This window comes from Trichocoleus sp. DQ-U1 (genome assembly GCF_039961925.1).
Classification (GTDB): domain Bacteria; phylum Cyanobacteriota; class Cyanobacteriia; order Cyanobacteriales; family FACHB-T130; genus FACHB-T130.
In genome coordinates, this window is record NZ_JAMPKB010000018.1 from 79031 (window position 1) to 105411 (window position 26381).

General features: G+C 49.0%; 22 protein-coding genes, 1 tRNA gene and 2 pseudogenes. 5 read left to right on the plus strand and 20 right to left on the minus strand.

All coding sequences use genetic code 11. The features are described from left to right. Window positions 1-31: 31 nt before the first annotated feature. Together NDI34_RS10155 and NDI34_RS10160 are read right to left on the minus strand one after the other, a co-directional pair. Window positions 32-2503: a PAS domain-containing protein gene (locus NDI34_RS10155; protein WP_348232594.1), complete on the minus strand. Its 2472-nt coding sequence runs from the start codon at window positions 2501-2503 to the stop codon at window positions 32-34. Window positions 2504-2733: 230 nt separating this feature from the next. Next, window positions 2734-3039 (minus strand): annotated as a pseudogene (locus NDI34_RS10160) (glycosyltransferase). Window positions 3040-3108: 69 nt separating this feature from the next. Between NDI34_RS10160 and NDI34_RS10165 the strand changes: the two are divergent. Further along, on the plus strand, window positions 3109-3318 hold the full coding sequence (locus NDI34_RS10165) for a hypothetical protein (protein ID WP_348232595.1): 210 nt from the start codon (window positions 3109-3111) through the stop codon (window positions 3316-3318). Window positions 3319-3464: 146 nt separating this feature from the next. Here NDI34_RS10165 and lpxB read toward each other — a convergent pair whose 3' ends face one another. From lpxB to purC, 6 genes are all read right to left on the minus strand, one after another. Then, a complete protein-coding gene (gene lpxB / locus NDI34_RS10170; RefSeq protein WP_348232596.1) occupies window positions 3465-4619 on the minus strand; it encodes a lipid-A-disaccharide synthase in 1155 nt (384 codons plus the stop codon). A gap of 123 nt (window positions 4620-4742) precedes the next feature. After that, window positions 4743-5549 (minus strand): acyl-ACP--UDP-N-acetylglucosamine O-acyltransferase, encoded by an 807-nt coding sequence (gene lpxA / locus NDI34_RS10175; protein WP_190822711.1) that lies wholly within the window; start codon window positions 5547-5549, stop codon window positions 4743-4745. Window positions 5550-5801: 252 nt separating this feature from the next. After that, entirely contained in the window at window positions 5802-6338 is a 537-nt protein-coding gene (gene fabZ, locus NDI34_RS10180) for a 3-hydroxyacyl-ACP dehydratase FabZ (RefSeq protein WP_190822713.1), read from the minus strand. Between the two features lie 66 nt (window positions 6339-6404). Then, on the minus strand, window positions 6405-7253 hold the full coding sequence (gene lpxC, locus NDI34_RS10185) for a UDP-3-O-acyl-N-acetylglucosamine deacetylase (RefSeq protein ID WP_348232597.1): 849 nt from the start codon (window positions 7251-7253) through the stop codon (window positions 6405-6407). Between the two features lie 79 nt (window positions 7254-7332). Next, window positions 7333-9840, minus strand: a complete 2508-nt coding sequence (locus tag NDI34_RS10190) for a BamA/TamA family outer membrane protein (RefSeq protein ID WP_190411738.1) — start codon at window positions 9838-9840, stop codon at window positions 7333-7335. A gap of 90 nt (window positions 9841-9930) precedes the next feature. Further along, window positions 9931-10671, minus strand: a complete 741-nt coding sequence (gene purC / locus NDI34_RS10195) for a phosphoribosylaminoimidazolesuccinocarboxamide synthase (RefSeq protein WP_348232598.1) — start codon at window positions 10669-10671, stop codon at window positions 9931-9933. 401 nt (window positions 10672-11072) lie between these two features. On the opposite strand from purC, the gene NDI34_RS10200 reads away from it, so the two are divergent. Continuing rightward, the gene (locus NDI34_RS10200) at window positions 11073-11336 is read left to right on the plus strand and encodes a hypothetical protein (RefSeq protein WP_190411740.1); all 264 of its coding nucleotides are present in this window, start codon (window positions 11073-11075) and stop codon (window positions 11334-11336) included. A 56-nt stretch (window positions 11337-11392) separates the two neighbouring features. Here the strand turns inward: NDI34_RS10200 and NDI34_RS10205 are convergent, their stop codons facing one another. The 5 genes from NDI34_RS10205 to NDI34_RS10225 all read right to left on the minus strand — a co-directional run bounded on the left by NDI34_RS10205 (window position 11393) and on the right by NDI34_RS10225 (window position 17885). Continuing rightward, window positions 11393-14089: a GAF domain-containing protein gene (locus NDI34_RS10205; protein ID WP_348232599.1), complete on the minus strand. Its 2697-nt coding sequence runs from the start codon at window positions 14087-14089 to the stop codon at window positions 11393-11395. 386 nt (window positions 14090-14475) lie between these two features. Beyond that, window positions 14476-15585, minus strand: coding sequence for a glycosyltransferase (locus NDI34_RS10210; protein WP_190437605.1), 1110 nt, complete (start codon window positions 15583-15585; stop codon window positions 14476-14478). A 241-nt stretch (window positions 15586-15826) separates the two neighbouring features. Continuing rightward, window positions 15827-16981: an NAD-dependent epimerase/dehydratase family protein gene (locus NDI34_RS10215; RefSeq protein ID WP_190427239.1), complete on the minus strand. Its 1155-nt coding sequence runs from the start codon at window positions 16979-16981 to the stop codon at window positions 15827-15829. Window positions 16982-17020: 39 nt separating this feature from the next. Further along, a complete protein-coding gene (locus NDI34_RS10220; RefSeq protein ID WP_190411744.1) occupies window positions 17021-17206 on the minus strand; it encodes a hypothetical protein in 186 nt (61 codons plus the stop codon). A gap of 88 nt (window positions 17207-17294) precedes the next feature. After that, window positions 17295-17885 (minus strand): chromophore lyase CpcT/CpeT, encoded by a 591-nt coding sequence (locus NDI34_RS10225; protein ID WP_190411745.1) that lies wholly within the window; start codon window positions 17883-17885, stop codon window positions 17295-17297. Window positions 17886-17967: 82 nt separating this feature from the next. Here NDI34_RS10225 and NDI34_RS10230 point away from each other — a divergent pair, with 82 nt between their 5' ends. Further along, entirely contained in the window at window positions 17968-18882 is a 915-nt protein-coding gene (locus NDI34_RS10230; RefSeq protein WP_348232600.1) for an ADP-ribosylglycohydrolase family protein, read from the plus strand. Window positions 18883-19053: 171 nt separating this feature from the next. On the opposite strand, the gene NDI34_RS10235 is transcribed toward NDI34_RS10230, so the two are convergent. Continuing rightward, a complete protein-coding gene (locus NDI34_RS10235) occupies window positions 19054-19434 on the minus strand; it encodes a surface-adhesin E family protein (protein ID WP_190527540.1) in 381 nt (126 codons plus the stop codon). A gap of 119 nt (window positions 19435-19553) precedes the next feature. Then, window positions 19554-20732, minus strand: a complete 1179-nt coding sequence (locus tag NDI34_RS10240; protein WP_348232601.1) for an esterase-like activity of phytase family protein — start codon at window positions 20730-20732, stop codon at window positions 19554-19556. A 150-nt stretch (window positions 20733-20882) separates the two neighbouring features. Here NDI34_RS10240 and NDI34_RS10245 point away from each other — a divergent pair, with 150 nt between their 5' ends. Beyond that, window positions 20883-22208 carry a tetratricopeptide repeat protein gene (locus tag NDI34_RS10245; RefSeq protein WP_348232602.1) on the plus strand — a complete coding sequence of 442 codons (1326 nt, stop codon included), beginning with the start codon at window positions 20883-20885 and terminating at the stop codon, window positions 22206-22208. Window positions 22209-22734: 526 nt separating this feature from the next. Here the strand turns inward: NDI34_RS10245 and NDI34_RS10250 are convergent. The 5 genes from NDI34_RS10250 to NDI34_RS10270 form a co-directional block, all read right to left on the minus strand. After that, window positions 22735-23982 carry an aminotransferase class V-fold PLP-dependent enzyme gene (locus tag NDI34_RS10250; RefSeq protein WP_348232603.1) on the minus strand — a complete coding sequence of 416 codons (1248 nt, stop codon included), beginning with the start codon at window positions 23980-23982 and terminating at the stop codon, window positions 22735-22737. A gap of 29 nt (window positions 23983-24011) precedes the next feature. After that, window positions 24012-24083, minus strand: a tRNA-Asn gene (locus tag NDI34_RS10255). Between the two features lie 110 nt (window positions 24084-24193). Continuing rightward, a complete protein-coding gene (locus tag NDI34_RS10260; RefSeq protein ID WP_190411750.1) occupies window positions 24194-24742 on the minus strand; it encodes an NYN domain-containing protein in 549 nt (182 codons plus the stop codon). 121 nt (window positions 24743-24863) lie between these two features. Further along, on the minus strand, window positions 24864-25541 hold the full coding sequence (locus NDI34_RS10265) for an ABC transporter ATP-binding protein (protein ID WP_190411754.1): 678 nt from the start codon (window positions 25539-25541) through the stop codon (window positions 24864-24866). A 23-nt stretch (window positions 25542-25564) separates the two neighbouring features. Beyond that, window positions 25565-25831, minus strand: coding sequence for a hypothetical protein (locus tag NDI34_RS10270; RefSeq protein ID WP_190426202.1), 267 nt, complete (start codon window positions 25829-25831; stop codon window positions 25565-25567). Window positions 25832-26259: 428 nt separating this feature from the next. On the opposite strand from NDI34_RS10270, the pseudogene NDI34_RS10275 reads away from it, so the two are divergent. Continuing rightward, window positions 26260-26381, plus strand: a pseudogene (locus NDI34_RS10275) (photosystem II D2 protein (photosystem q(a) protein)); the annotation flags it as partial.

Below are 26381 nucleotides of genomic sequence, written 5' to 3' on the forward strand. Positions count from 1 at the left end.
GCAAGCAGGGAGTGCCAAGCATAAGGGAGTGTTAAGCCACCCGATGGGGCTGTATAGATAGAGGAATTGGGCAATGCGCCCCTAAAACAGATTCCGCTTCTACCTTCTGGAGCGGAATTTCGATAATAAACTCTGTTCCCTTTCCCGGTGTTGACACGCACTCGAGTTGACCCCCGTGACGTTCAACCACAACTTGGTAGCTAATGGACAAGCCCAAGCCAGTCCCTTTTCCCACGGCTTTCGTCGTAAAGAAGGGGTCAAAAATTTGTTTCTGAATTGCTTCGGGAATGCCAGGGCCATTATCCGCAATCCTGATGACAACAGAGGCAGGATTGGGACTTAGGGATGTAGGGCTTTGCCCTTCTCGAAGGGTGGGATGAGGATTGGCATCGAATTCATCCTTTATCCTGATTCCTTCATCCTTCAAAGAGGTGCGAATGGTAATCTGGCTGGGGTTGGCTTTGAGATCCTCCGGCGTCAGCGATGCTCCTCCTGCGGAGACTTGCTGGGCATTGTATTCTTCTAAAGCATCAATTGCATTACTGAGGAGATTCATAAACACTTGGTTGAGTTGCCCAGCGTAACAATCTACTTTGGGCAAATCGCCGTATTCTTTAATAATCTGAATTTTGGGATGGGAGCTGTCTTCTTTCAACCGATGCTGCAAAATCAACAGCGTGTTATCTATGCCCTCATGAATATCAACCGCCTTCTTCTGGGATTCATCCAGGCGGGAGAAATTCCGCAGCGACAAGACCAAATCGCGGATGCGGTCGGCTCCCATTTTCATGGAAGTCAGTAGTTTGGGAAAATCTTCCACCAAGAAATCTAAATCGATATCCTGATTTGCAACTTGAATTTCGGTAGGGGGTTTGGGAAAGTGCTTTTGATAGAGATTTAACAGGTTCAGCAGGTCATGAGCATACTGATTCGCATGGTCGAGATTGCCGTAGATGAAGGAGACTGGATTATTAATTTCATGGGCAACACCTGCAACCAACTGCCCTAAACTGGACATCTTTTCGCTCTGAATTAGCTGAGATTGGGTTTGTCCCAATTCTCCCAAGGTTCGTTTTAGTTGGGTTGTTTGTTCTTTTAGCTGGGCTTCTGATTTCAGCCAAGCGATTTCTGCCTGTTTGCGTTCGACCAGTTCGGCGTTTAGCTGTTGGAAGAGAACGGATTGCTTAATTGCGATCGCTAGCTGCACGCTCAGCTGTTTGAGCAATTCTACTTCTGATTCTTGCCATTTTCGGGGTTCCCGACAGTGATGGGCAATCAGCAACCCCCATAAATTTTCCCCTTGCAGAATCGGAACTACCAAGTTAGCTCTCACCTGAAACTGGGCAAGTAAATCAATATGGCATTGTTGGATACCCGCAGTATAGATATTGTCAATCGCTCGAACCCGACCTTGCTGGTATGGCGAGACGTAGCTTTTCCCAAAGCAAGGATCTTGGATGCTGGTTCCTAAAATAGGCGTCCAATCCTCACCGACCGACTCTACAACCACAACTCCGTTCCGATCTGGATCGAAGCGGTAAATGAGTACCCGGTCAGTAGAGAGAAAATGGCGCACTTCTGCCACAGTTGTATTGAGAACTTCTTCTAAATCTAGAGACTGACGGATGCGCTTAGCGATCGCTCCGACCAGCCGTTCTCTCAAAAATTGCTGTCGCGACGCTTCCTCTGCTTGCTTGCGTTCGGTAATATCCATCACCGTTCCCATCATCCGCACGCACTTCCCCGTATTGTCGCGCACAACGGCACCCCGTGACGCCACCCAGCCAATTCCATCAGGACGAATGACGCGATACTCCATCTTTAAGTCTTTCCCGACTTCTACGATGCTCGCAATCTCAAGTCCCACGCGGTAGCAATCTTCAGGATGAATGCATTGGAGATAAGCCTCGTAGGTGCCAGTAAAGGAACCAGGAGCCAGACCAAAAATCCCTTCCACCTCTTCAGACCAAGTCACCCGATTGGTTCCCAGATCCCAGTCCCAAACCCCCATACTTGCCGCACCCAGAGCCAGCCGCAGCCGCGTTTCCCCCTCGCACTGCGCCTCTTGGGCGGCTTTACGCTCGGTAATATCCGTCTGGACGCCGATAAATTGCGTCACCCGACCCTCTTCGTCATATACCGGCGAAATACTCAGGTCATTCCAGAAAGGTGTTCCATCCTTGCGATAGTTTTTGAGAACCACCTGGCATTCCTTCCCTGTTTGCAAGGCTTGACGAATTTGCTCAATTGCGGCTGGATCGGTATCATTTCCTTGCAAAAATCGGCAGTTTCGTCCTAAGACTTCGGCGGTCGAATACCCGGTTATTTTTTCAAAGGCGGGATTGCAATAGATAATTGGATTATTTGGTAGACTGGCGTCGCTAATGACGATGCCACAGCTGGTTGCTGCCATCGCTCGGTCATACAGCCTTAATGTCCCCTTGTCCCCTTGGTGCCCCGTGAGGTCTTGGAACTCCCCACATCTAGCTTGCTGGCTTGCCATCAGAATTTAAGAACCGAACGTTAACAGCCTTTCTTCAAGATAAATCAATATTAAAAATAACTTAAATATTCCCGAAGATAGATCCCCCGCTTTTCTATCATAAATAAAGCATTTTTGCCAAGATAATCTTTAAAATTAAGCCTCATCAAAACAAAGCAAAATCGGGAATTTCCCAGAATCGAGAAATTGCCACAAAAGCCTAGCAGGCGGTAAAAAATTTACAGCCAGTATTAATTTTTAAAGGAAGAATACAAAGTGATTCGCTCCAAGACGTAGCCTTCCAATTTAGAGTCTCGATGGGCTGCCGTATGTTGTGCCAAAGCGCGAGTCCAAGCGCGATCGCCGATTGCAATTCTCTCAGCTTCCGGAGTTTCTTGAAGATCCTGTAAAGTATCGGCAGGCGACTCGGCAATCAGAATTTCTTTACCCATTTCAAAAATTGTTTCCAACCCCTACCAATAATCACTAATCATTGGAGTTCCACATGCAGATGCTTCAAATAAACGCACGCTGGGAGAATAACCCGCTTGAACCATATCAGTCCGTGTAATATTAAGAGTGAACAGTTGGAAAGGGTAAAACTAGCGGTGTCGAGCAGGTGGCAAATGCTCGATTTGCTCAACATTTTTGGGCAAGTTAATATTATTCGGATACTGTGGCTCTGCCACCACAAAGCGACCTTCTTGCTACTGATGAGCTGGAAGCAACAGATTGTCCAGGCTAGGCTGTCAGTCGCCCCGTGTAAGTTTCCCTATCGTCAAGATGCCAAAATTGAGGAAACTGTTCCTGATATCGCAATCCTAAATGATTTGTGATGGCGAGCTCCCCGACTTCTTACGGAAGTCGGGAGCTGAACTGCTGGAATCTCAAAAGGATTGCTATAGAACCTTACAAATTGATGAAACTCGGGTTTTAGGAAGGAATAATGTCAGTAGTTAAAGGAAGTTTTAATTAAAAATTTTCAAAGCATTTGAAGGATTTCTTTGGCAGCGCGATCGCAAACTCCCACTTCTCCCAAGGAGGAGCGCATTTCTTGATAATCTGCAACAGTTTGCTGGCGACGTTCGGGATTGAGTAAGAGTTCTAAAGCTTCTTGGACAATGTTTTCTGGCGTAGCTTGATCTTGCAGCAATTCTGGCACAATCGACCGCATCATTACCAAGTTGGCTGGCGACATGAAGGGAATCGAGAATTTTAGAATATTACGGGCAATCCAATAGGTAAAGCGACTAACGCGGTAGAGAACCACCTGCGGCACGTTTAAAAGGGCAAGTTCCAGATTTACAGTCCCCGACTTAGCGATCGCTAAATCAGCTGCCGCCAGAACTTCCTGGCTTTTACCAGCAACCAGAGTCGCATTTAAACCATAACGCCCAATCGCCGCTTCAATTTGCAGCCGATAAGCTTCCAGAGACAAAGGAATCCAGAAATGAACTTGAGGCAGTTTGTTTTGGATCGCTTTCGCCGCCTCAAACATAACCGGCATGAGATACTTGAGTTCTTGAGGACGAGAGGCAGGAAGAAGCGCGATCGCAATTTGTTCTGACTCTATCTCTAAGATTCTTCGCGCCTCTTCTCGGCTGGGAGCCTTTTGCATCCGATCCACCAAGGGATGCCCGACCCAGGCAGCCGATGCCCCCCGTTTTTGGAAATATTGCGCTTCCTCTGGGAAAATCGCCAACACTTGGTCGCTAATCTCGATGATTCGAGTGGTGTCGCGCTTAAAGGGCGACCAAACCCATACCTGCGGCGTGATGTAGTACGCGACTGGCACCTGCGGCATCTGTCGCTGAAGATAAGTGCCGACGCCAATATTTGGACCCAAGTAGTCAATTAACACCACCAGATCGGGCGGATTCTCTCGAAGGTACTGTTTAGCTCGACGCTGGACTTGTAAGGTCGGTAACACATAAGGGAGAGATTCAAAAAGCCCCACCGAACCAATCCCGCTGGTATTGCTCAAGAGAGTCGCACCCGCTGCCGCCATGCGATCGCCCCCCAAGGCAACGATCTCTAATTCCAAGCCAGTTGCCTGTGCTTGTCGATAAAGTGCCTCAATCAGTAGCGCCCCTTGCAGATCCCCTGAAACTTCACCAGTGCTGATAAATATACGCATTAATTTGGTAATCAGTAATGGGTAATCGAGTTTTGAGTTTTGAGTTGAGTTTTGAATGAAACAAATTACTTTGAACTCAAAACTCAGACGCGGTTTAGGGCGTCTCTACAACTTGTTTCCCAATTACTCTTCATCCTTATTCTTCGTTCTTTTCCCTGGAATCGGACCGCGTCGCCCTGGCGCTTGAGAAAGTTGCAGGAACCGGCGCAGGTGTTGCAAGTATTCGTTATCTGGGAGCAGATCCAGTTGTTCTAGGGATTGATTCAGGGGTAATCCAGAACGATAGAGAATCCGAAACGCTTTTTTGAGAATTCCCAACTCAGCGGCAGATAAACCAGCGCGTTTGAGTCCCACCAAGTTGAGACTGCGTACCCGCGATGGATTTCCCTCTACAAGCAGATAAGGAGGCACATCGCGGTCAATGCGACTCATCCCGCCCACCATCGCGCCTCGCCCGATGTGGACAAATTGATGAATCCCTAGGACGCCACCAATCACCGCCCGCGAATCAATCTGGACGTGCCCAGCGAGCGACACCGCATTGGAAATAATCACTTTATCTGCGATCGCGCAATTATGAGCAACGTGGACATAAGCCATCAGCAAATTGCCATTGCCAATTACCGTCGCTTCACCCTCGCCAGTTGCGCGGTTAATTGTGACATACTCTCGAATTCGATTACCATCACCAATTTTTACCCAGGTTTTAGCCCCGTCATACTTGAGGTCTTGGGGTTCTAAGCCAATTGCTGCCCCTGGAAAAATGTGATTTTGGGTGCCAATTTCCGTTGGTCCCTCGATTACAACATGAGCACCAATTGTGGTTTCAGCACCAATTTTTACTTGTTCTCCAATCACCGCATAAGGCCCAACTTCCACGCTGGGGTGTAGTTGAGCGTCAGGGTGAATTATCGCGGTGGGATGAATCATATACAGGACTGTTAGCGCTCTTCGGCGCGATCGCGCGGACTGTTAGCGAAGCATGGACTGAGTAAACAAAAGTGACAAGTCACAAATCAAAACTGAGGAATGAGGAATAAAGTTAGCGTTAGGAGTTATGAGTCAGAATTTAACCATCAGCTTCTTCAACTAATGTGCCATCAAACTTCTTTTCTCAAACCTGTTTTTTAGCCTGCGAATAGAGTAGCGCTAAGCAAACACTCCTCAGTCCTCATGACTGTTTTAGTCAACGATGGAAAACATCAGTTCGCCTTCTGTAGCCAATTGACCATCGACTTCGGCACGGGCGTGCATCTTTCCAAAACGACGCCGTTTGACACACAGCAGTTCCACGCTCATGATTAGCTGATCCCCCGGTACTACGGGGCGACGGAAGCGGACTTTATCAATGCCAGCAAACATAAATAAGCCGCTTTCAATATCTGGGAGTTGGGTCAATACGATCCCGCCCACTTGAGCCATTGCTTCCACAATTAATACCCCAGGCATAATCGGACGACCAGGGAAATGCCCTTGAAAATGGGGTTCGTTGAAGGTGACATTTTTGATGCCCACAGCCCTTTCTCCGGGCACGTACTCGATAATCCGATCCACCAATGCAAAAGGATACCGATGGGGCAGCAGTTTTTGAATGTCTTCGATCGTCAGGATGGTTTTGGCAGCAGACTGGCTGTTTTGCGCTGTTTCTTCCCCGACATTCTTGGCTTGGGGCGTCGCAGTCTCAGCATCGGGTGTATTGACTTCAATCAGTGTGGACATGGGCTGTATGACAGGGATTAGAGGCTAGGGGCTAGAAAAGCGATCGCGCAGCCACTTTACACAGGCTCACTCAGGGCGACTCGCAACTTCTTGGAGTAACTGCTGGGTAAGTTGAATATGCAGGTGATGGCTGGCTTTGTAGGCGAGGATATGAGCTTGCGGGAAATATCCCAGTAAACTTAAATCCCCTACTAAATCTAAAAGTTTATGACGCACTGGCTCATTTGAAAATCTTAAGGGAGGATTAAGCCATTCTTGTGAATCGCAAACCAGGGCATTTTCTAAACTTCCGCCTTTGATTAAACCTGCGGCTTGTAACTGCTCAATTTGGTGCGCTAGACCAAACGTGCGGGCGGGTGCGATCGCTTCGGCAAAATTTTCTCGCCCCGGCGTCCAGCTGTGCCACTGGTTGCCAATCGCTGCTGAGTCGAAGTCAATTCCGTAGGAAAAGCGCAACTCCGGTGCGGGTAGGGCGGCGACAAAGGCATCGCCTTGATAGACCCATACGGGATTTTCTAGCTTAAAAGTGGAATCGGGAATTCCTTCATCGTTACCAACAACTCCTGCTTGCGCGATCGCTTCCGCCCAAATCAGGGCTGAGCCATCCAGCAGGGGCACTTCCGGGCCATCAATCTCAATTCGAGCGTTATCAACGCCGCTGCCTGCTAAAGCGGCTAGCAGGTGTTCCACAGTCCGAACCCGCGCCTCTCCACTGCTAGCAAGTTCGGTGGAGAGGGTTGTCTGACTGACTGCTTCCACCCGCGCTGGAATCACGGGTGCCCCAGCCAGGTCAACTCTGACAAAGTAACGTCCCTCTCCAGCCGCCGCTGGTAGCACTCGGACATGGGTAGGGACGCCGCTATGTAGACCGACGCCAGATTGTTCAAAAGATCCTTTTAGCGTGTGTTGTTTCATAATTAAAAATTAAAAATTAAAAACTAAAAATTGAAGAAATTCTCCTAATTTTTAATTTTTAATTTTACATTTTTAATTTTTAGAATCTCTCCCCAATTCCAAAGTGGAGGCGGCTGTCCCCTTCGTTATTAAAACCATAGTCGATACGAATCGGGCCGAGGGGAGATTGCACGCGGACGCCAAGACCATAACCAAAGCCGCTTCCGGGCTTACCCCGCACCCCAGCCGGATCTCCGGGCACGGTGCTACCAGTCCCGAAATCGGTTGCGGCATCGACAAACAAAGCACCACCCACAATCGAGAAAATCGGGAAGCGATACTCTGCGGTCGCTTGGATAAAGCTGCGACCGCTGCCGACATCTCCTTCCTCAAAACCCCGCACCGAGTTACTACCGCCTAGAGAGAAAGCTTCATAGGGAGGTAAATCGCCGAGGACGGTTCCGGCTTGAACGTTGAAGGCGAGCGCTTGTGGCCCTGGGGAGAAGTTCGTATATCTGACAGGAAGATAGTAGCTATAGCTACCGCGCAGACGGTTAAACAGAATCCCTCCCACACCTACGGGGAGAGACTGTTCAACGCCTAGGCGCAGTAGAGATCCAGAGGTCGGAATTACGGCGCTGTTACGGCGATCGCGCACAACCCCAAATTGCAGGGTCAACAAGTCGTCTTTCCCTTCCCCACTAAAGCTCAGGTCGTTGCCTAGCTCATCCTTTGGGCTAATGTCGCCGTCGGAATTTCGGATCGAAACCCGTTGATACTGCAAGCCCAGACTCGCTCTCCATTCCGGATCTGCAAAAACATCTCGGGAAAGCGGACGGGTGAAGGTGACGCCACCCCCCAATCGCAGGACGCGGGGTCTGTCTCCATCGGGTAATTCCACCTCTGTGTCACCGCCATCAAAAATCAGCGAAATGGATCGGCGTCTGAACCCATTGACGGTGTAGGAAGTCCGGTAAGGATCGCCAGCAATCCAGGGATCTGTAAAGTTGACATCAAATAGCAGTTCTCGCTGACCGACCTGCAACTCTGCCCCCAGCTTCTGGTTATTGCCCCCCAGATTTTGCTCTTGATAGCTAATGGTGCCGAATAATCCACTGGCGGAACTAATCCCAGCACCCGCCGCCACTGAGCCGGTGTTCTTCTCAATCACGTCCACGACCACCACTACTTTGCGCGGATCTTGCCCCGGTCTGAATGAGAGTCGCACATCTTCAAAGATGCCTAAGCGAAAGACTCGGCGCAGATCCCTTTCCGCTTTCGTCCGGTTAAAGACTTCTCCAGAATTCAGTTCAATTTCTCGCGTGATGATGAAATCGCGGGTGCGACCCCGGATGGGTTGACCCTCATCATTTGCGGGTTGTCCGTCTTTGTCGAGAAAGCGGACTTCAATATCCTCAATCAGTCCTTCTGCTACCTCTAGACGTACCGTGCCATCCTCAGCAATCTGGGGTGCAGCAACCACCTGTGCCAAGTCATAGCCGTTTTCTTTGTACCACTGGTTTATTTTTTTAATGCCTTCTTGCAGTTCGCGGATGTTGAGGGTGCGACCATACTGAGGCGCGAAGGCGTCATCGATTACCTTTTGGGGGAGTGCCCGCTGATTTTGGTCGGCAGGGACGGGGACAACCACCACCTGACGTAAAACTGGGTTAGGTTCTACTACAAAGACGACACGGACGCCCAGCGGGGTATCCTGTGGCTCTACTCTGGCGTTGCTGAAAAAACCTGTGGCGTAGATGGCATTCACATCTTCCTGTAACTGGCTCCGGGTCGCCGTTTGTCCGGGTCGGGTGCGAATTGCCTCATAAACTTCGTTTTCGAGATCCCCTTCTACGCCAGTAACAACGACTTCACCCACTAGCACTCTGGCTTCTGGCTGGTCAGTAGGCGCAGGTTGTACCGTTTCAGGCGTTGTCGCGGGTTGTCCACCTTCAGGGGTTGGTACAGGTTGTTCGCGTGGCTCTGGCAACTCAAGATTCGGCTCACCAGTCGTCCCTGGCGTGAGATCGAATTCAATGGTATCCGGCGTTTCTTGTTGCGGTGTTGATTCTTCGCCGGTGCGCGGAACCACTGGCTCTGTTTCCGGCGTGGGAGAGGATGGAGATTGGGTTGTGGGAGTTTGGCTGAGTACGGATGAGGGGGATTTTGCCCCTACAGGCTCTTTTGTTGTTGGAACGCTCATGGTGTTAACCACCACGTTATTGGCTGGTGGCGGTTCCCGACGACTGCTACTGGCAACCTCTACGCGCTCCGGTTTAACTGGGACGTTAACTGGGACGTTAACTGGAGCGGGTGCGGTGGTGGAGCGTGTAACAATCTCAGTGAGGCTGGACGACGGTCTAAGCGCTCTCCCAGGCGGTGTCGTCTCTGGGGCACTCACAGCATTGACGACTACGTTATTGGTTGGTTGAGATTCTGGGCGATCGCGTCCTGCGTCAGCCTGGGTCTGCTCAATATAATCGCCATACCACGCTGTTCTCTCGGAGGTGTCCGACGAAGAATTTGTCGTTTGCCCTCTGGCAGGAAATGCTACACAGCAGGCAGATGAGGCAGCCAAAATCGTCAATAAAAAGGGAGATAAGCGCATTCTTTTACTCGTTTTCGACACTTCCACACACATTGAAAATAGAGACAAAAGTAAAAAAGCAAAAAGCCAAAGAAAGAATTTTTTCTGCTTTTACTTTTTACTGTTTACTTGTTCGAGAACTCTTTTTAGCACTTGCTGGTAGGCGTCTTCCACCTGCCCCAAATCCCGACGGAACCGATCTTTATCTAGCACTCGCCGGTCTGGATCGTCTTCAGACTCATCCCAAAGACGGCAGGTATCGGGGCTGATTTCGTCTCCCAGTCGTATCTCGCTATGCCGGTCAACGCCAAACTCCAACTTGAAATCCACTAGGGTAATCCGGCATTGGTGAAAAAAGTCTCTGAGGATTTCGTTAATCCGCAAGGCGCTACTTTGTAATTGGTCAAGCTGTTCTGGTGTCGCTAATTTCAATAACATCAAGCGATCGCGTGTTAACAAAGGATCTCCGAGATCGTCATTTTTAAAATAAAATTCCACCAGCGGATCGGGCAGGACGGTACCTACGGGCAACCCTGTTTGTTGACACAGACTTCCCGCAGCAATGTTCCTGACCACCACTTCTAGGGGCAGAATCTTTAACGCTTGGACGCGCATTTGGTTGGGTGCCGGACAGTCAATGAAGTGGGTCGGGATGCCCGATGCTTCCAAAACCTGGAACAAATAAGCGGCAATGGTGCAGTTAATTTCACCTTTGCCGATAATCTGACCGCGCTTTTTGGCATTAAAGGCGGTAGCGTCGTCTTTGAAGTGAGCCAGCAGAATGTCCGGATCGTCCGTGGTATAGAGAATCTTGGCTTTGCCTTCGTAAAGGTTGGGTGATTGGGCGGACATGGAGAGTCGTTATTTGTATTAATGGATCGTCGGCAGCAGCACAGAAGATTTTAATGCCTTAGGAGCCGAATGGCGTCAACATCTGGGCATCTGCGAGTAACTGGCATAATCTTTGATTAAGATAAGGTTAAATTTTGATTAATCTGTAATTAAAATAAGCGCAGCCCTTTGTGCAAAGATCACAATAGTGGTCAAGACTCGAACAAAACACCCGGTAAATCCTGATTCCAACAGCGGGCGATCGCAAGAAAGTTCTACCGACTCCAAGGTGGATCGGGCAACGGTCGGAATACCTCCCTGTTTCTGTTGCTAGCTTTTCCAGCTTGGGCAAAAAACAGGATTAACGATTGGTTCGTTTCTCACGCCAGTAGGTTGAGTAGTTTATCCCAAGGAGGTAATCTATGGCAGACCGCTCTGATTTTCTGTATCCTCGTAGTCGTTACTACGGTCAAGTCAAGCCAGAAAACCTGGTTTTTAACGCAAATTTGCAGGAATTTGCTCAACGGGTGAATTTCATCTGCAACCTGGAAACTGGGGGGAAAATTTCATCCTCCGAAGCCTACGAACAAATTAAGAGTCTCTGGAAGCAGTTGAAAAAAACCAAAAAGCAACTCGCCATCGGTGAGAACCCTTTCCAGAGTGGAGAGGATAATCCGGAAAGGTGAGGTGCAAAAGGGCAGCGTCTAGAGAATTTACACCAATTCGCGAATAGCGATTAACCTCATTTGCTGGTCATCGTGTGGACTCCGTCCCAGGCATCTGAAGGCGGTTGTCGAAGGTAGTTCTTACACCGTTCCAAGTGGACGGTGACTGCCTGATCCGTGGGTCGTAGGCTGTAGGCGTCCTCAAAGTAGGCGATCGCTTTCTGGAAGCTTCTTCCCGTGTAGGCTGTACGCCCAAGATGATAGAGATCGAGAAACTTCTTCGTGGAGTCGTCGAGATGCTGTCGATGGTCGCCGATCAACTCGTAAATACTAACGGCGGTATTTTTGCCCTTGACGCGGATTTTGTCTAACTCTCGCACCAAGATGCGATCGCGGCACAAGTTGTAGGTAAACTCGCTCAAGATAATATCGCAGCCGTACTCCTTGGTGACGCTTTCCAGGCGAGAACTCAAGTTCACCCCATCCCCAATCACCGTGTAGTCCATCCGTTTGTGGGAACCAATGTTGCCGGAAACGACTTCTCCAGAACTTAGTCCAATGCCAATATGAATTTGCGGCTGGTTTCCAAATAAACGGCGACGGTTAAACTCTGCCAACCGGCGGCGCATATCCAACGCCGACTGAACCGCCATCCAAGCATGATTTTCTGCCAAAGGCAGGGGCGCACCAAACACCGCCATCAAGGCATCGCCGATGAATTTATCTAAGGTGCCTTCGTGGTTAAAGACTGCCTCTACCATCGTTTCAAAATACTGATTCAGCAGCGAAACCACTTCCGAAGCCCCTAAATTTTCCGTCAGAGTGGTGTAGCCCCGGATGTCAGAAAATAAAATTGTCACCTCCTTGCGTTCGCTCATCATCAGCGCTTTATCGCCCAGTGCCATGACTTGCTCTGCCACTCTAGGCGTCATGTAGCGATACAAGGTAGATTTCATCCGTTTTTCGTGGCTGATGTCTTCCAAGACCACCAAGCCTCCTCTGACGCCTCCTTCCGGGTTGGTAAGGGGATTAACGGTGAGATTCATACTCCGTTCAATTTCCTGGACTTGATCGGCGCTCAAAATCTGATGACAACTGTGAGTGGCGACAGTGCCAGGACTGCATGATTCATTCCAGGGAATGAAGATGTTTGGATTGAGGCGATCGCGGATTGCCAGAATATGGACTCCAGTAGGTTCTCCCTCCGAGTGAGTCGCTTCCGAATTGAGAACTTCTGCTACCTGCTGACATTGGGCGCATTGTGCCTGCACGGACAATTCTGGAATTGCTCCTACGGCTGCTACTGATGGCTGGTGGCTCTTCTCTACATACAATCCTACTGTCAGGGTTTGCTCCGGCACATATTGCTTGGCACCCGTCTTCAGACTATCCTGGAGGCGAAACTGGAGATGTTCGATGGGCACCACATCCCAAACGAAACGACCGATTAGTTTCTGCTCCCACAGATGCTTGTTGTTTTTACCCGTGGTTTCCCGAATCGGGCACCCCAGCAACTCCAGTGCAGCTTCGTTAATCGTGACAATCCGTCCCTGCATATCTGTAGAGATGACTGCATCTGAGAGACTTTGCAGGATATCTTTTTGATACTGCTTTTCCAACAACACATTCTCGAATAGTTTGGCATTTTCCAGCGCAATTCCCGCCTGGATATTAAATGCCTGCATAAACTCTTCATCTGAACTCGTGAAGCTGCCGGGTTGCTTGTTAATTAACTGCGTAACGCCGATTAATTCCATTGATGAATTAAACACCGGCATACATAGGATATTGCGTGTCAAATAACCCGTCCGTTGGTCGGCGCTGGGATCGAAACGCGGATCTTTATAAGCATCCGGGATATTTAGCGGCTGACGAGTGGAGGCAACATAACCGGCAATTCCTTTGTTAGAAGGAATGCGAATCGGGATGATCTCCGTGCCATCTTTGTTGGCAACTTTCGTCCAGAGTTCTCCCGTTTCTTTGCTCAGCATAAATAGGGTGCTGCGATCCGCCTGCATCAGATCCCGCGCTTGCTCCATCACAAAGCGCAGAGTTGCTTCCAAGTCAAGACTTTGACCGAGATAGGTGGTTGCCCGCAACAGTGCCTCTGCCCCCCGCTGCTTGCGTGCCGCCATATAAAACGATTGGCAGCTTTCTAGGATAATGCCGATAGAGGCAGCAAAGTCGCGGAATCCCTGCTCATCCTCCTCGGTAAACGGCCCATCCCCAGCTTTATTTAATAGCTGAACGACCGCAACAATCTGGTTTTTGCTGCTATAAATCGGCATACAAAGCAGACTGCGGGTTCGGTAGCCCGGTCGCTCGTCAACTTCTTTGTTAAAGAGTGGGTGAGAGTAAGGGTCTGGAAGATTCAAAGATTCGCCGGTGCTGGCGACGTGACCGGCAACGCCAATATTAATGGGAATCCGGATTTGTTTGGTGGCTCTCCCAGTCTCCGTATCGGGAATTTTTGACCAAAGTTGATTTTTTTCTTCGTCTACTAAAAAAATAGTGGTGAGGTCTGCTTGCAGAATCTGACCCATTTTGAGGGTAAAGGCGTCCATGACCTGCTCCAGCATGGTTTCCAGGGCTTCGTTGTTGATCATGTCGATCGCCCGCAGAAACTGCTGGAACTCAGCGGTAATAAAGTCGAGTAAGCAGATAAATTCGCCGAATGACAGGTCTTTGACGCGCGAGGTCAGGGCGCTAGTACGATTGAGTTGCGTAAGCTGAGTTAACGTAGCCAGAACGCTGCCGGTATTAGAGAGTGTCATGGGGAGAAGCATTTGCAAGCTGTGGTTTTAGCTGTTAGCTGTTATTAGTATGCGATTCACACTTTTTTTTAGATTCAATTTAGTCAAAATACCCGTAAAAGCCTAAAATCGCGATTAATTCTGTAAAAAATAGCCGAAAAACGCAAATTTTCGCATCTTTACGGGGAAAAGCGTTGTTCAATCTGGGTTTGTTTGGTCTCCACCTACTGAGCTAATCGTTAACGCTTAAAAAATAAGCACCCACTAACTTAATTTAACCTCGGAGACCTGAAATCCTCATCCGTAGTGTTTAGGAATATGTATTAAATAGGAGCATTTCAGGGTTCAGTTATCAGTTGTTTTTCGGAAACCCTGACTGCTGAACCCTGACTGCTAATGATTGATTGTTAATGAATCGCTGATTCGTAGTAATTTTGCAACTGGCGGGTGGCGGCAGCCCAACCCCAGCGTTCGGCTTCGAGGCGAGCATTTTGCCGTAGGGTTTCCCGTTCTTCTTGATGGGCCAAAAGGCGCTTGGTAGCAGCGATCGCTCCCTCTTCATCTTTTGGGTCAAATAAGTAACCGTTAACGCCATCGGTAACGATATCGGGAATCCCTCCGGAACGCGCGGCGACAACGGGACATCCGGCTGCCATCGCCTCCAACAGCACTAATCCTAAAGTTTCTGTGCGCGAGGGAAAAATAAAGGCGTCTGCTGAGGCAAAGGCTGAGGCGAGTTCAACGCCGGTCAGATAGCCGACGAAATGGGTGGGTGTCCCGGCAAAGTGTTGTTGCAAGGCTTGTCGATGGGGGCCATCTCCCACTAAGGCGAGACGCGCGTTGGGAATGGCTGCTAGGACGGGCTTAATGCGGTCAATTTCTTTTTCTGCGCCCAGACGCCCTACGTAGAGTAATAAAGGGCTTTCCGGGTGTCCTTGGCTAAGACGCGATCGCATTTCTCGGCTTGACAAGTGGGGCTGGAATAATTCTGTATCTACTCCTCGCTGCCACAAATCCACTCGCTGGATGCCGTGACTGGTAAGTTCCTGCACCATCGCCGTAGAAGTACAGAGATTCAGCCGCGCTTGGTTATGGGCTGATTTGAGCAATTCCCACAGCACACCTTCTAACATTCCCAAGCCGTAATGCTGGAGATACTGGGGTAAATGGGTATGATAAGACGCTAGTAAGGGAATCTGCATCGCTTTGGCGTAATACAGACCCGCTAGTCCCAAAATAGCTGGGTTGACAACATGAATGATATCCGGTTGAAACTTCTCTAGTTGATAACCAATGGAGGGGCGGGGAAAAGCCATTTTCAACTCTGGATACCAAGGCAACGGGAAGCCAGAAACTCCGTAGATCCTGGCTCCTTTATATTCGGTTAACCCCCCATCTGGGGAAAAAATCAGCACTTCGTTGCCGCTGCGCTGTAAATGTTCAACGGTGTGGCGCAGGCGCGTCACAATGCCGTCAACCTTGGGCAAAAAGGTTTCGGTAAAAAGAGCAATTCGCATAATTCAGTGCTGAGGGATGAGGACTGAGGGCTGAGTGATAGATTTAAGCGCGATCGCGACTGAGGGCTAAGGACTCAATGAACGGTCAAGTCTGAGGAGTTATTAAAGTTTATCTGTCTTTTCAATGCAACAATTCAACCCAACAAATTGCTTGCCAGTTGCCACTCTCTCCTCTATTTTTCTTTTCACTCAGTCCGTGCTTCGCACCGCTTCGCTAACAGTCCTCAGTCCTCAATCCTGATTACTGACGGTGCCAAGAAACTTTGGGCATGATCTGATTTTTATCGACGCGGTGCTGGTACTTGACGGCAAAGTTGAGCAACGAGTCGAGTAGGGCGTCGGATAGATAGTGAGGTTGTAAGCCGAGATCGAGCAAATTGGTGTTTTTGGCGTTGAAGTAGTGTTCTTCTTTCTCGACTCTGGGATTGTCGAGGTTGTGGATATCAACATTCAGTCCCAAGGAATTCCCGGCTTTTTTCACCATTGCGGCTAAGTCACCGATGCTAAATAGTTCGGTGAATTGGTTGAAGACGCGGAATTCGCCGGGTTGGGCGGGGTTAGCGATCGCAAGTTCCATACATCGCACTGTATCTCGAATATCCAAAAAGCCTCTCGTCTGACCGCCTTTCCCGTACACCGTCAGGGGATGCCCAATTGCTGCTTGGATACAGAAGCGGTTGAGTGCCGTCCCAAAGACTCCATCGTAGTCCAGGCGGTTAATTAACAGCTCATCCATGCCCGTCTCTTCTGTCAAGACGCCGTACACGACGCCCTGATTCAAGTCGGTGGCGCGTAGCCCCCAAATCCGGCAAGCAAAGTGGATATTGTGGCTATCATGAACTTTGCTGAGGTGATACATCGATCCGGGCTGCTTCGGATAGGGCAAAGTATCCTTACGCCCGTTGTGTTCGATGGTGATGTAGCCTTCTTCAATATCAATGTTAGGTGTCCCGTACTCGCCCATCGTCCCTAATTTGACGAGGTGACAGTCGGGGAAATCTTCTTTGATCGCATACAGCAGATTCAGCGTCCCCACCACGTTGTTCACCTGGGTGACGACAGCGTGTTCTCGGTCAATCATCGAGAAGGGTGCCGAACGCTGTTCGCCAAAGTGAACGATTGTCTGTGGTTCAAACTGGTGCAGTGCTGACTGGAGGAACTCGTAGTTAGTGATATCCCCAATAAATAGGTCTATGGATTTGCCGGTGAGGTCCTTCCAACGCTGAAGGCGTTGTTGAATGGGTGCAATAGGGGTTAGGGTATCTGCGCCTAGTTGCATATCCCAGTGACGCCGCACCAGGCTGTCTAGAATGCCGACTTCGTATCCTCGACTGGAAAGATAAAGCGCGGTTGCCCAACCGCAGTAGCCATCACCGCCAATAACCAAGACTTTCATACGGGTTCAATTAATCTTGCTTGCCAACACTCGGTAAATTTACCAGGTAATGGTACCTTCTAGACCATCGAAGTGAATTCCTTCTGAGCGATCGCCGGTACACCCCATCGAGCTTGTAGTCGTTTGCTTCTTTCTCGTATTTCTTCCCTCCTTCGTCATCAATCTTTGGGAGGAAAGCGTTGTTGTCCCAGTGGCGGCGACCCAGCAATCAGGGCGACCTAGCAATCAGATGTGAAAGTGTCTCCAAGACCTCCAGATTGAAAGTTGAAGGTTCCTAGCGACAAGGAACCTTCAACCTTTAGCTTTGAACCCTTTACACCTTCACTTCCTCGGCAAAACTTCCCCAACGGACGAACTCGAAAGGACCCCCGACCGATCCCCAAATATGCTCATCGGTTTCGGGATCGCGTCCCCGATCGAGACTGATAAACCTGTTTTCGTCAATCTCAAAGGTGCTGTCGAGATAGGTGTTTTGACCTTTGCGAACCACCATACAACCTTTACCGGGTTCGACGTAACCTTTGAAGCTGTGACCTGTCCATTCGACGATCATGTTACAGCCTGGTAATTTTTCCAGTTGGTCCGCTTTGAGGTTGTGCAGGCGCTTGGGGTCGCGGGAGGCACCATAAAATTGTTCTTCATTCTTAACTGTGTAGTTTTCAATTTCGATGCGATCGCCATTCGTAATTAACTTTAAAACCCGCAGCCGATATGGGTCATTAATCATATAGTCATACGCTTGTTCCACCAGGAAACTCACGCCAGACAACAGTTCTAGCGGTAGGGGACGCATACAGACGCGGATATGGGCAAAGATGGGAGGATTTTCAAATGCTTGTGCCTGGTTGCTGAAATCTGCTGCCATCCAGCGAGCTAAGGTAGCAATATCAGTAGAATGCGTCATTGTTTATTAAAATGCCGTTGTTGAGAAATGATCCCCCTTATTTTAAGATGCGCGATCGCTCCTCCTAAAGTTTCTTGAAACGATGAAGCCATTAGAACGAATGCAGTTGTCTTTGACGGGGCTTTCTGTCGGAGATGCCTTGGGTGACAGGTTTTTTGGGCTGGGAGAGGAACTGAACGAAAGAATTCAACAGCGTCAAGTTCCTCCCAGACGCTGGCGCTACAGTGACGATACTGAGATGGCACTGTCTATCGTGGAGACACTGTGGCGTTATGGAAGGATAGATCCCGATGCTCTTGCCGCAGCGTTTGCCGAACGCTTCAACCCTTCTCGCGGCTACGGTGCAGGGGCGCAGCAGCTGCTAACAAGGCTGCAATGGGGCGCAGACTGGCGCACGGCAGCTTCGGAGATGTTCGGGGGTACTGGTTCTTATGGCAATGGTGCGGCGATGCGGGTAGCACCGTTAGGCGCTTATTTTGCTGACAATCTGGAAGCGGTGCGAGAAAATGCAATTCTTTCAGCGCAACCAACACACGCTCATCCAGAGGGAATTACTGGAGCGATCGCTGTTGCAGTTGCGGCTGCGATCGCTTACAGGGTGGGTGAAGGTGAATTGATGTCTGGAGAGCAATTTCTCCAATATGTTGTCGAAAATATCCCGGAAAGCGAGACACGTAGCGGCATTCGGCAAGCGATAGATATTCCGAGCGATCGCTCTCCACCTGTGGTAGCGCAACAACTGGGTTCCGGCTACAAAATTTCAGCTCAAGATACGGTGCCTTTTGCCCTGTGGTGTGCTGCCCATCATCTGGAAGACTACCAGGAAGCTTTCTGGGCGACAATTAGCGGTTTAGGCGACATGGACACAAACTGCGCCATTGTAGGCGGGATTGTTGCCCTTTCCGCACGCCAAAAAGGAGTCCCTACCCCGTGGATTCAGGCGAGGGAACCGTTGCCAGATAATTTTTCAAGCATTTTTGCTGGCGAAAGTTATTAAAAATGCAAAATCAAGTTAAAAAACTGAACGCGCTACCCGTTTTAGGTAGATGCACAGGAGATACACACAAGATTTTCTTGCTCCCCTCTCCGTGAAGGTCGAGTGGCGGGGAGTGAAGTTTTTCTTATCGCATTCAAATAGGTTTAAGCTGAAGAAAAAATCCCCTTTTTGTTATTTTTTTTTAGGTTCCTCTATCTGGGCTGGGCACACTGCTTGATAAAAATCCCCGATGATACTTCCCGATTGAATTTTTGCTTCTAGCAGCTTGTCGTTTTTACCTACGTCGATATCCCCGACAATCCGACCGCTTTGGTCAAAACGAATAGACCGACGCCATCGGAATAAGCCTTTTTTACACTCTATTGCATGATAATTGTCCACCCCAATCGCACCATCTGCTTCCGGAGCTTGAAACAGATTCCGTCGCCAGAATTCTACAAGATTTCCCTGACGCACAATCCGCGCATCGTCGATATAGATAGGGGTGTTGTCGAGGGTTTTGCTTACGGGCACCCAAGCCGCGATCGCTCTTGACGTAGCAATCATTGTCATCAAGCTGATCCCGGATACTATAGCGAGACGCGAATGTTTGAAGGTAAACAACTTAGTCATGGGATTGCAAAGATTATCGAGATGAATTGAAGGGTGAGAAATGCGAGCGTCAACTGTTTTTAACGCTTACTTTTGAGTCGGAACAATAGGAACTGAGTCGTCTGTTTATCTTGGAAATTATCATCACTGACTAGAAGTAAACTTTGGCTGCCATCCGGCAAGCGGGGGCCAAAAGTCATGCCTTCCAAATTGCCCAACGGAATGCCTATTTCATCCAAGTCCAACAGCAACTTTTTCTTCACTGGCTCAATGCCGGTAAGCTCACCTTTAAGGCTGGGAACACTAGAAATATCTGTTGCCCCGCCCATTGCTGCCTGATAAATTCTCACCCTGTAACCTAACAGGCTCAAAGAACGTTCCAAGGTGAGGAAGTGCCCCCCTGCATCTAAAGATAAAAATTCCGGCAAGCCATCTTTGAGTGCCCCACTTGGAGGCGGTTCCATTGCATATAAATGTTCGGCAATCAACAGCGGTGGGCCATCGCTGAGCAAATAGTGCAAGATCCGACATTTTGCTCCCTGCTTTGAACTAATTGCTTCGCTATCCTGCATCAATGATGACTCAGTGGCAGTAAATAGACGAAACGGTTCCCCGGCTGCTGGGAGAGTACCGACGGGATTTAGGGTGAGGGCTTCAAACCCCAGGTTATTCTGGATGCCACGAGTCTGTGTTTTGTTGCTGTTGACATCGGGAAGATAGCGTTCCGGGATGGGTAAGTTCTGCCGCAGGCGTCCAGTTTTTAAGTCAAACTCCCCGATAAAGGGGGGAATGCCATCGCGGGCGACACCTTCGCTAGAGATAAATACTGATTGTTGAGGAGACAAGGCAATTCCTTCTGTATCCACCGTACTCTTGGGATAGGTATTGCCATCTTCCTTGGTTAGAAAGGTAACGTCCTCAACTTCTACTTTCTGGATGCCAATTTTGCCATCGCTGGCGTCATCGATAACTATGTTGAGGGTGTAGAACCGGGCTGGGGCAAACTTGCTGCGGTCATCCGAAATTGCGTAAAAACGGTTCTGCTTCCGGTCGTAGGTCAGCCCCGATAAGCCAGAAACAGGTGTATCCTTAAATTTCGTCTTGGGTAGCTGGTATTCCCCCAAAAAGTCGAGGGATAGATCCAGAAAAACTCGATCTTGTGTCATTCCTGGCTGAACTCCACAGGAAGTGACAAAAGTCAGTAAGGCGATCGCTATCCCCAGCACCCAAGATCGTGGTCTAAATTGCCCACCGTTCACCAGCTTTCTCCTAAACTTCACAACAAGCGCGGAAACTATCGCTTTACTGTAGCAGTCAGTTGGGTGAGAAACGCTACAACTTCTGATATTAACCAGGTCTGCTTGTATAGTTTGTTATTAACAATTTAAACTGCTCGCGCTAAAAATATTATGCAGAATTTGCTTGCTCGTCTGTGGTTGCAGCAACGTCGCTCAAGCGCTTTAGGACTGGGAATTGCTGCCGTTTTGTTCCTACTGTGTTCCGGTTCTGCCGGATGGGCAGCAACTGCGGCGGATAATAAACCCAAACCCAACCCCTTAGAGATAACGACACCCGATCCACTGCTGCCGCAGCCGCAAGTAGATCGTCCCCTGACTCCTGGAGAAATCAGCCAATTCAGGCAGGCTCTGGATGAATTAAATGCCCAGGCAGCGGCTCAGCTGAAAGCCGGGAATGCACCCGCAGCGTTTGAAATTTGGTATCGGGAATTGCGATTGCGGCGATCGCTAGGGACGGTGGAAGAGGTAGAAGCGCTAGGACGAGTTGGAGCGATCGCTTGGGAAAATAATCAAAAACTTGATTTGCAAATCATCACCAAGCGTCTGCAAGCAATTCAGGATCGGGCTTTTGGCAGGACACCAGAGCCGAAAGGCAAGCCCCGCCAGCAAACAAACCAAAATGGAGGCAAAACCGAAGAAATTGTTTTGTCTTCCCCTGTCTCCGCAGTGGACATAAAGCTGTTGCAAGCTTTGGGTCAAGCTTACCAGCAGATACGACTGCCAGCCCCCGCGCTAGAAGATTATCAGCTGTTGCTGGCTGATGCACGGCAGCGCCAAGATAAAGCCACAGAAGAGGCAATGCTGAAAATCATTGCCCAATTGCACATGAACTGGTTTGATTATCCCAAGGCAGCGGCAACTTATGAGGAATTGCTGAGTTTTGCCACTCAACAGGGCGATACGGTCAACCAAGTGGTTTATCTGCAACAGCTGACTTACATTTACGACAAGGCGAAGCAACCGGAAAATTCTTTAAAAGTGAAGCAACGGCTGGCAGAAAGTTACCTCGCCATTAATGATTTAACTCAGATACCAGCGTTGAAGATAGCGATCGCTACCGATTACGAAGCTCTCAAACAACCAGATGAAGCGAGTAAAAATTACCAAGAAGCCTATAATATAGCCTGGTCTTTACAGCAGTTTGCTTCTGCCAGCGAAGCTTTGAAAAAACTAGGAGATCTCTACCGAACTTATAAACAACCTGAATATGCTTTGCAGGTTTATCAAACTCTTTTGCAGGTAGAGCGGCAGTCCTACGATTACTATAACTTGATGAAAACCTACGACCAAATCGGTCAGATTTATCTAGAACGCGGGGACTTAGCGCCAGCAAAAGCAGCGTTTGAACAAGGGTTGGAATTGGCAAGGTCGTTAAAGTATCAGGAAACTTACTTTGCCAATCAGCTAGCGCGAGTGACTCAGCAAGGTTCGCAGTAGATATCGGTTCAGAGAAAAGCGAGCTCTTGTTATCTATAAGCCGCAAGCATTTCCAATCCCTAGTCAAAAATGGTCTAACTGGGCATTCTGCCCTTACAGGCGTTTGTCCCAGCAAAACAGAAAGTTTTATATTCCTTCAGAGAGAGCTAAGACCTCAGGAAGTTTCCCACCGAAGATTGATTCTGTTTGTTTTGGAAATTGATAACTTTATAAACATAAAGACAGCGCGGTTCTGAGCCTAAATATTAAATATTAGAACTGCTATCAAAATTATCTCCCTTCCTGAGATAGTCTTTCTCCCTTGGTTATAGACTTCTGTGATTTGGTGTTTGCTCTTAGAGCCAAGTAGAAATGCTTGGTTCGTTTTTTTTATCACAAGAAGAGTACATCTTAATTTTGTAAAAATGCAAGCGTGAGTTAAGTTACGGTTATAGAAATCAAGAAAAAAACTGTAAAGGTAAGGTTAATTTCTATCTTCCAGGAAGGTTTTCTGGATGTTTTAGTGGCTTACATCAGTTGTCTTTCGTCAGCTAGACAGTAATTCCACAAGCGTTTTACCTAGATATTCATACTGCGCCGGAGTGTTGTAAAGTTGAGCTGAAATCCGAATCAGCTGTTTGGGCGGTGCAGGCCAATAAATCACCGGCACCTGAATCCCAAAGCGATCGCATAACGCATCTTGTAGTGGCGGCGTTATTTGCATCTCTCCTGGGCTGTCTGGCATTTCATCCGGCAATGGCACGGTTGCCATCGAACCAATCATCTCATCGGGACACGGTGGCGACACCTGTAGCGTTTCGCAAAGTAGTTGTCGTGCTGTTAATGCCATTGCTCGGTTACGCGCCATCAATTCGCGCCATCCCCCCGGCAACAGCGAACCCAAAAACCGAATTGCCTCTGCGACACACAGATAAGCGCTGGGATCGTCGGTGCCCATCCAGTCGAATTCTAGATGAAAGCGCGATCGCTCTTTTCGGGGCGAGTTGGCACCATGACTAATCGTTAGCGGACGAATTGCCGATTGCTTGTCGCGCCGCACATATAAAAATGCGGCTCCTTTCGGGGAACACAACCACTTATGACAGTTGCCAGTGTAATAAGTCGCTCCGATTTCCCGCAGATTCAGCGGCAGCATCCCTGGCGCATGGGCACCGTCTATCAGTGTATCGACGCCGCGCTCTGCCAGTTGGTGAGCGAGTTGCTGGATAGGAAAAATTAGCCCTGTCTGGCTGGTTACATGATCTAGCAGCGCTAGCTTTGTTCTGGGTGAAACCTGTTCCATCACGGCTTCGATGACTTGTTCTGGCGATGTGATGGGAAAAGGTACTGTCGCCACCACTATCCGCGCCCCAGTCCGACTGGCAATGAAATTGAGCGCATTGCGGCAGGCATTGTATTCCTGATCTGTTGTCAGTAATTCGTCGTCTGGGGAGAAAGCAAGCGATGCATCGCTCGGATCGGCTAAGCCAAGCGATCGCAATATCGCATTCACTCCAGTTGTCGCATTCGGGACAAATACCAACTCTTCTGGATCGGCACCCACGAACTGAGCTAACTCATCCCGTGCAGCATCCAGCAGCGGCTCAAACTCCCGCACAAAAAATCGCAAAGGTTCCCTTTCCAGTTGCGCCCGGTAGCGTTGCTGGGCTTCCAGAACCGGCAGCGGACAAGCACCAAACGAACCATGATTCAGGAACGTTACGGCTGGGTCAAGCGACCATAACTTCTGAAATTCTGAATGGCGAAGGATGAAGTCTGAAATTTTCTCTTTCATGCTTCATCCTTACAATTAAATTAATTAAACTCCCCAGGCAAGATTCGAACTTGCGACCAATCGATTAACAGTCGATCGCTCTACCACTGAGCTACTGAGGATCGTTCACTCAATCTTTTCAACAGTTACTAATATTAGCGAGTGCCAATATAACTTGTCAAGCCCTTTTATAGTTTTCTGAGAAATTTTTTTGAGCCGAATGAATGTTCAGTTATTTCTGGTTCAAACGCCACTCAGCCAGACGCTCGCGAGCTTTCGCATCCAGGGAATTCGCTAAAAAACGCCCCGACGAATGTTTCTTGGGTCTATTTTTGCGTATAACCGCACGAGCGGTTAATTCTACGTCGTAACCCAGCTGTTGCGCTGACATCCATTCTGCGCCATACCCCACTACTGTTAATTGCTGCGCCCGATCTGATGTAGCGACAATCAAGCGCCGTGCCGATCTGTAGGGATTGTAACGAAAGGAGGCACAGGTTTTTTCGATGTAAGTATCTGCTGTCTGCCCAAAATCCGTGTAATAGACTGATAGCTCGTGGGTGATAGATTCACAATTACTGCGTGTGTCTTGATACTGGGCATCAAATACAACTTGAGTTTCAAAGCCCTTAAAAGCGCTGTAATTGACCAAAGCCTCAATTAATTCAAGACGAGCGGCTTCTAGCCCATTGCGATCGCGGGTTCTTTGCAGGTAAGACCATAGTCCAATGACGTTGTAGCCGTCAACGAGCAAAACAGCCTGCGGGGATGGGCGTTGCATTGTTTTAAGCCAAGATTTTTTAGGTGAAAATAACTATTTCATCATCTTAACAATATAGTCAAGTCAGTTCTGTCGTCCTTTTTGCAGAACTAGGCAAAGCCTGCCCAAAAATAGTTTTTGGTTACAAGGAGGAATCTTGGGTTTGCAGGAGGCGTTGTCTTAAGCGTTTGGGTTCTCCTCGATCCACTACGCAGCCCTGCTCTAGTAAGAATGCCCCGTCGGCATAATTTAACTCATCTAATCGATGCGTGACCCAAAGGGCAGTCAGACCCCGGCTTTTCACCAAGCTTTGCACTTGCGCGACTAAATCCAACTGAGAATCCGGATCGAGCAGGGCGGTGGGTTCATCTAATAGTAAGACTTCCGATCGGCGGGCGATCGCACCGGCAATGGCAATTCGCTGTTTCTGACCCCCACTCAGAGCATAGATGGGGCGTCGTTCCAGCGCGAGTAAATTAACCGCTGCCAGTGCTTGCTCTACCCGCCCGCGTATCTCAGCGGGCGAGAGATTTTCCTCCACCAGCCCAAAGGCAACATCAGCCCCGACTGTCGGCATCACCAACTGATGATCGGGATTCTGGAAGACAAAGCCAATTGGGTTTAATATCTGAATTTCTCCTGCTTGGGGACGCAACAGCCCAGCCAGTAATCTCAACAATGTTGATTTTCCACTGCCGTTGGTGCCCAAAAGCATCCAGAATTCACCCTTGGGCACCTCCAGAGAACAGGAATCTAAGACTTTCTCCCCTTTAGGCCAGTTGAAGCAAAGGTCTTTGACTTGAATGGCAGGCTTGACCATTTCGACACCAGCAGGAAACGTTTTCATTCAGCGAGGGCGAAGAAGCCGGGAGGTCTTCCAGCCGATGCTGTGCTGGATTTCTGAGATACCTGAACGGCAACAATCTCGCTACTGAGAATGCCGATTTTTTTCTCCGGCTGGCGTTCGCAAGTGAGTTCTAACAGTTGCGCGTTGCCAGAGCGGATTGCATTCAGAATTTCTTGGTAAACACTTTGGGCATCTTCGTCTGACTTCCGTTGCACCGACAACGACATCGGCGTATTTTTCAAAATTAGGTCGATTGTAAACATGAGTTAAGCAATTGCAATTAAATATCGGCTCCACATCCCTAGTATCTCAGACGCGAGCCAGTTGCTGCCCGATGGGAAAATTCGTTGAGCAGGGGAGAAAGGATTTCATCTTCGCCTCTATCTTGGCGTTGGTAAGTTTTGCTAATCCTTTACTAGCCTGGACTTTAAGCGCACTCACTCCCTGAACTGTCACGAGTGATGAACATCTGCGATCGCATCTGTCGCCCCTACCGCTAAATATTAAAATGAGTTAAATAAATTTACCCAAAACTGTGCAACTTGGACATAATAAGATTAAACTCAGTAAAGAATCGTAAACTAGATTGACATCCTAGTTTGTTTTCTGCGTAGCCCATCTAGTTACAGGTGGAGCCAGCAGAAATCGCGATGACTGTACTTATAACTAACCTGTTTGGAGATTTGCTGTCATGACTATCGCAGTCGGACGCGCGCCAAGTTCAAGAGGGTGGTTTGACGCCATTGACGACTGGCTCAAGCGCGATCGCTTCGTATTTGTCGGCTGGTCCGGCCTACTGCTATTCCCCTGCGC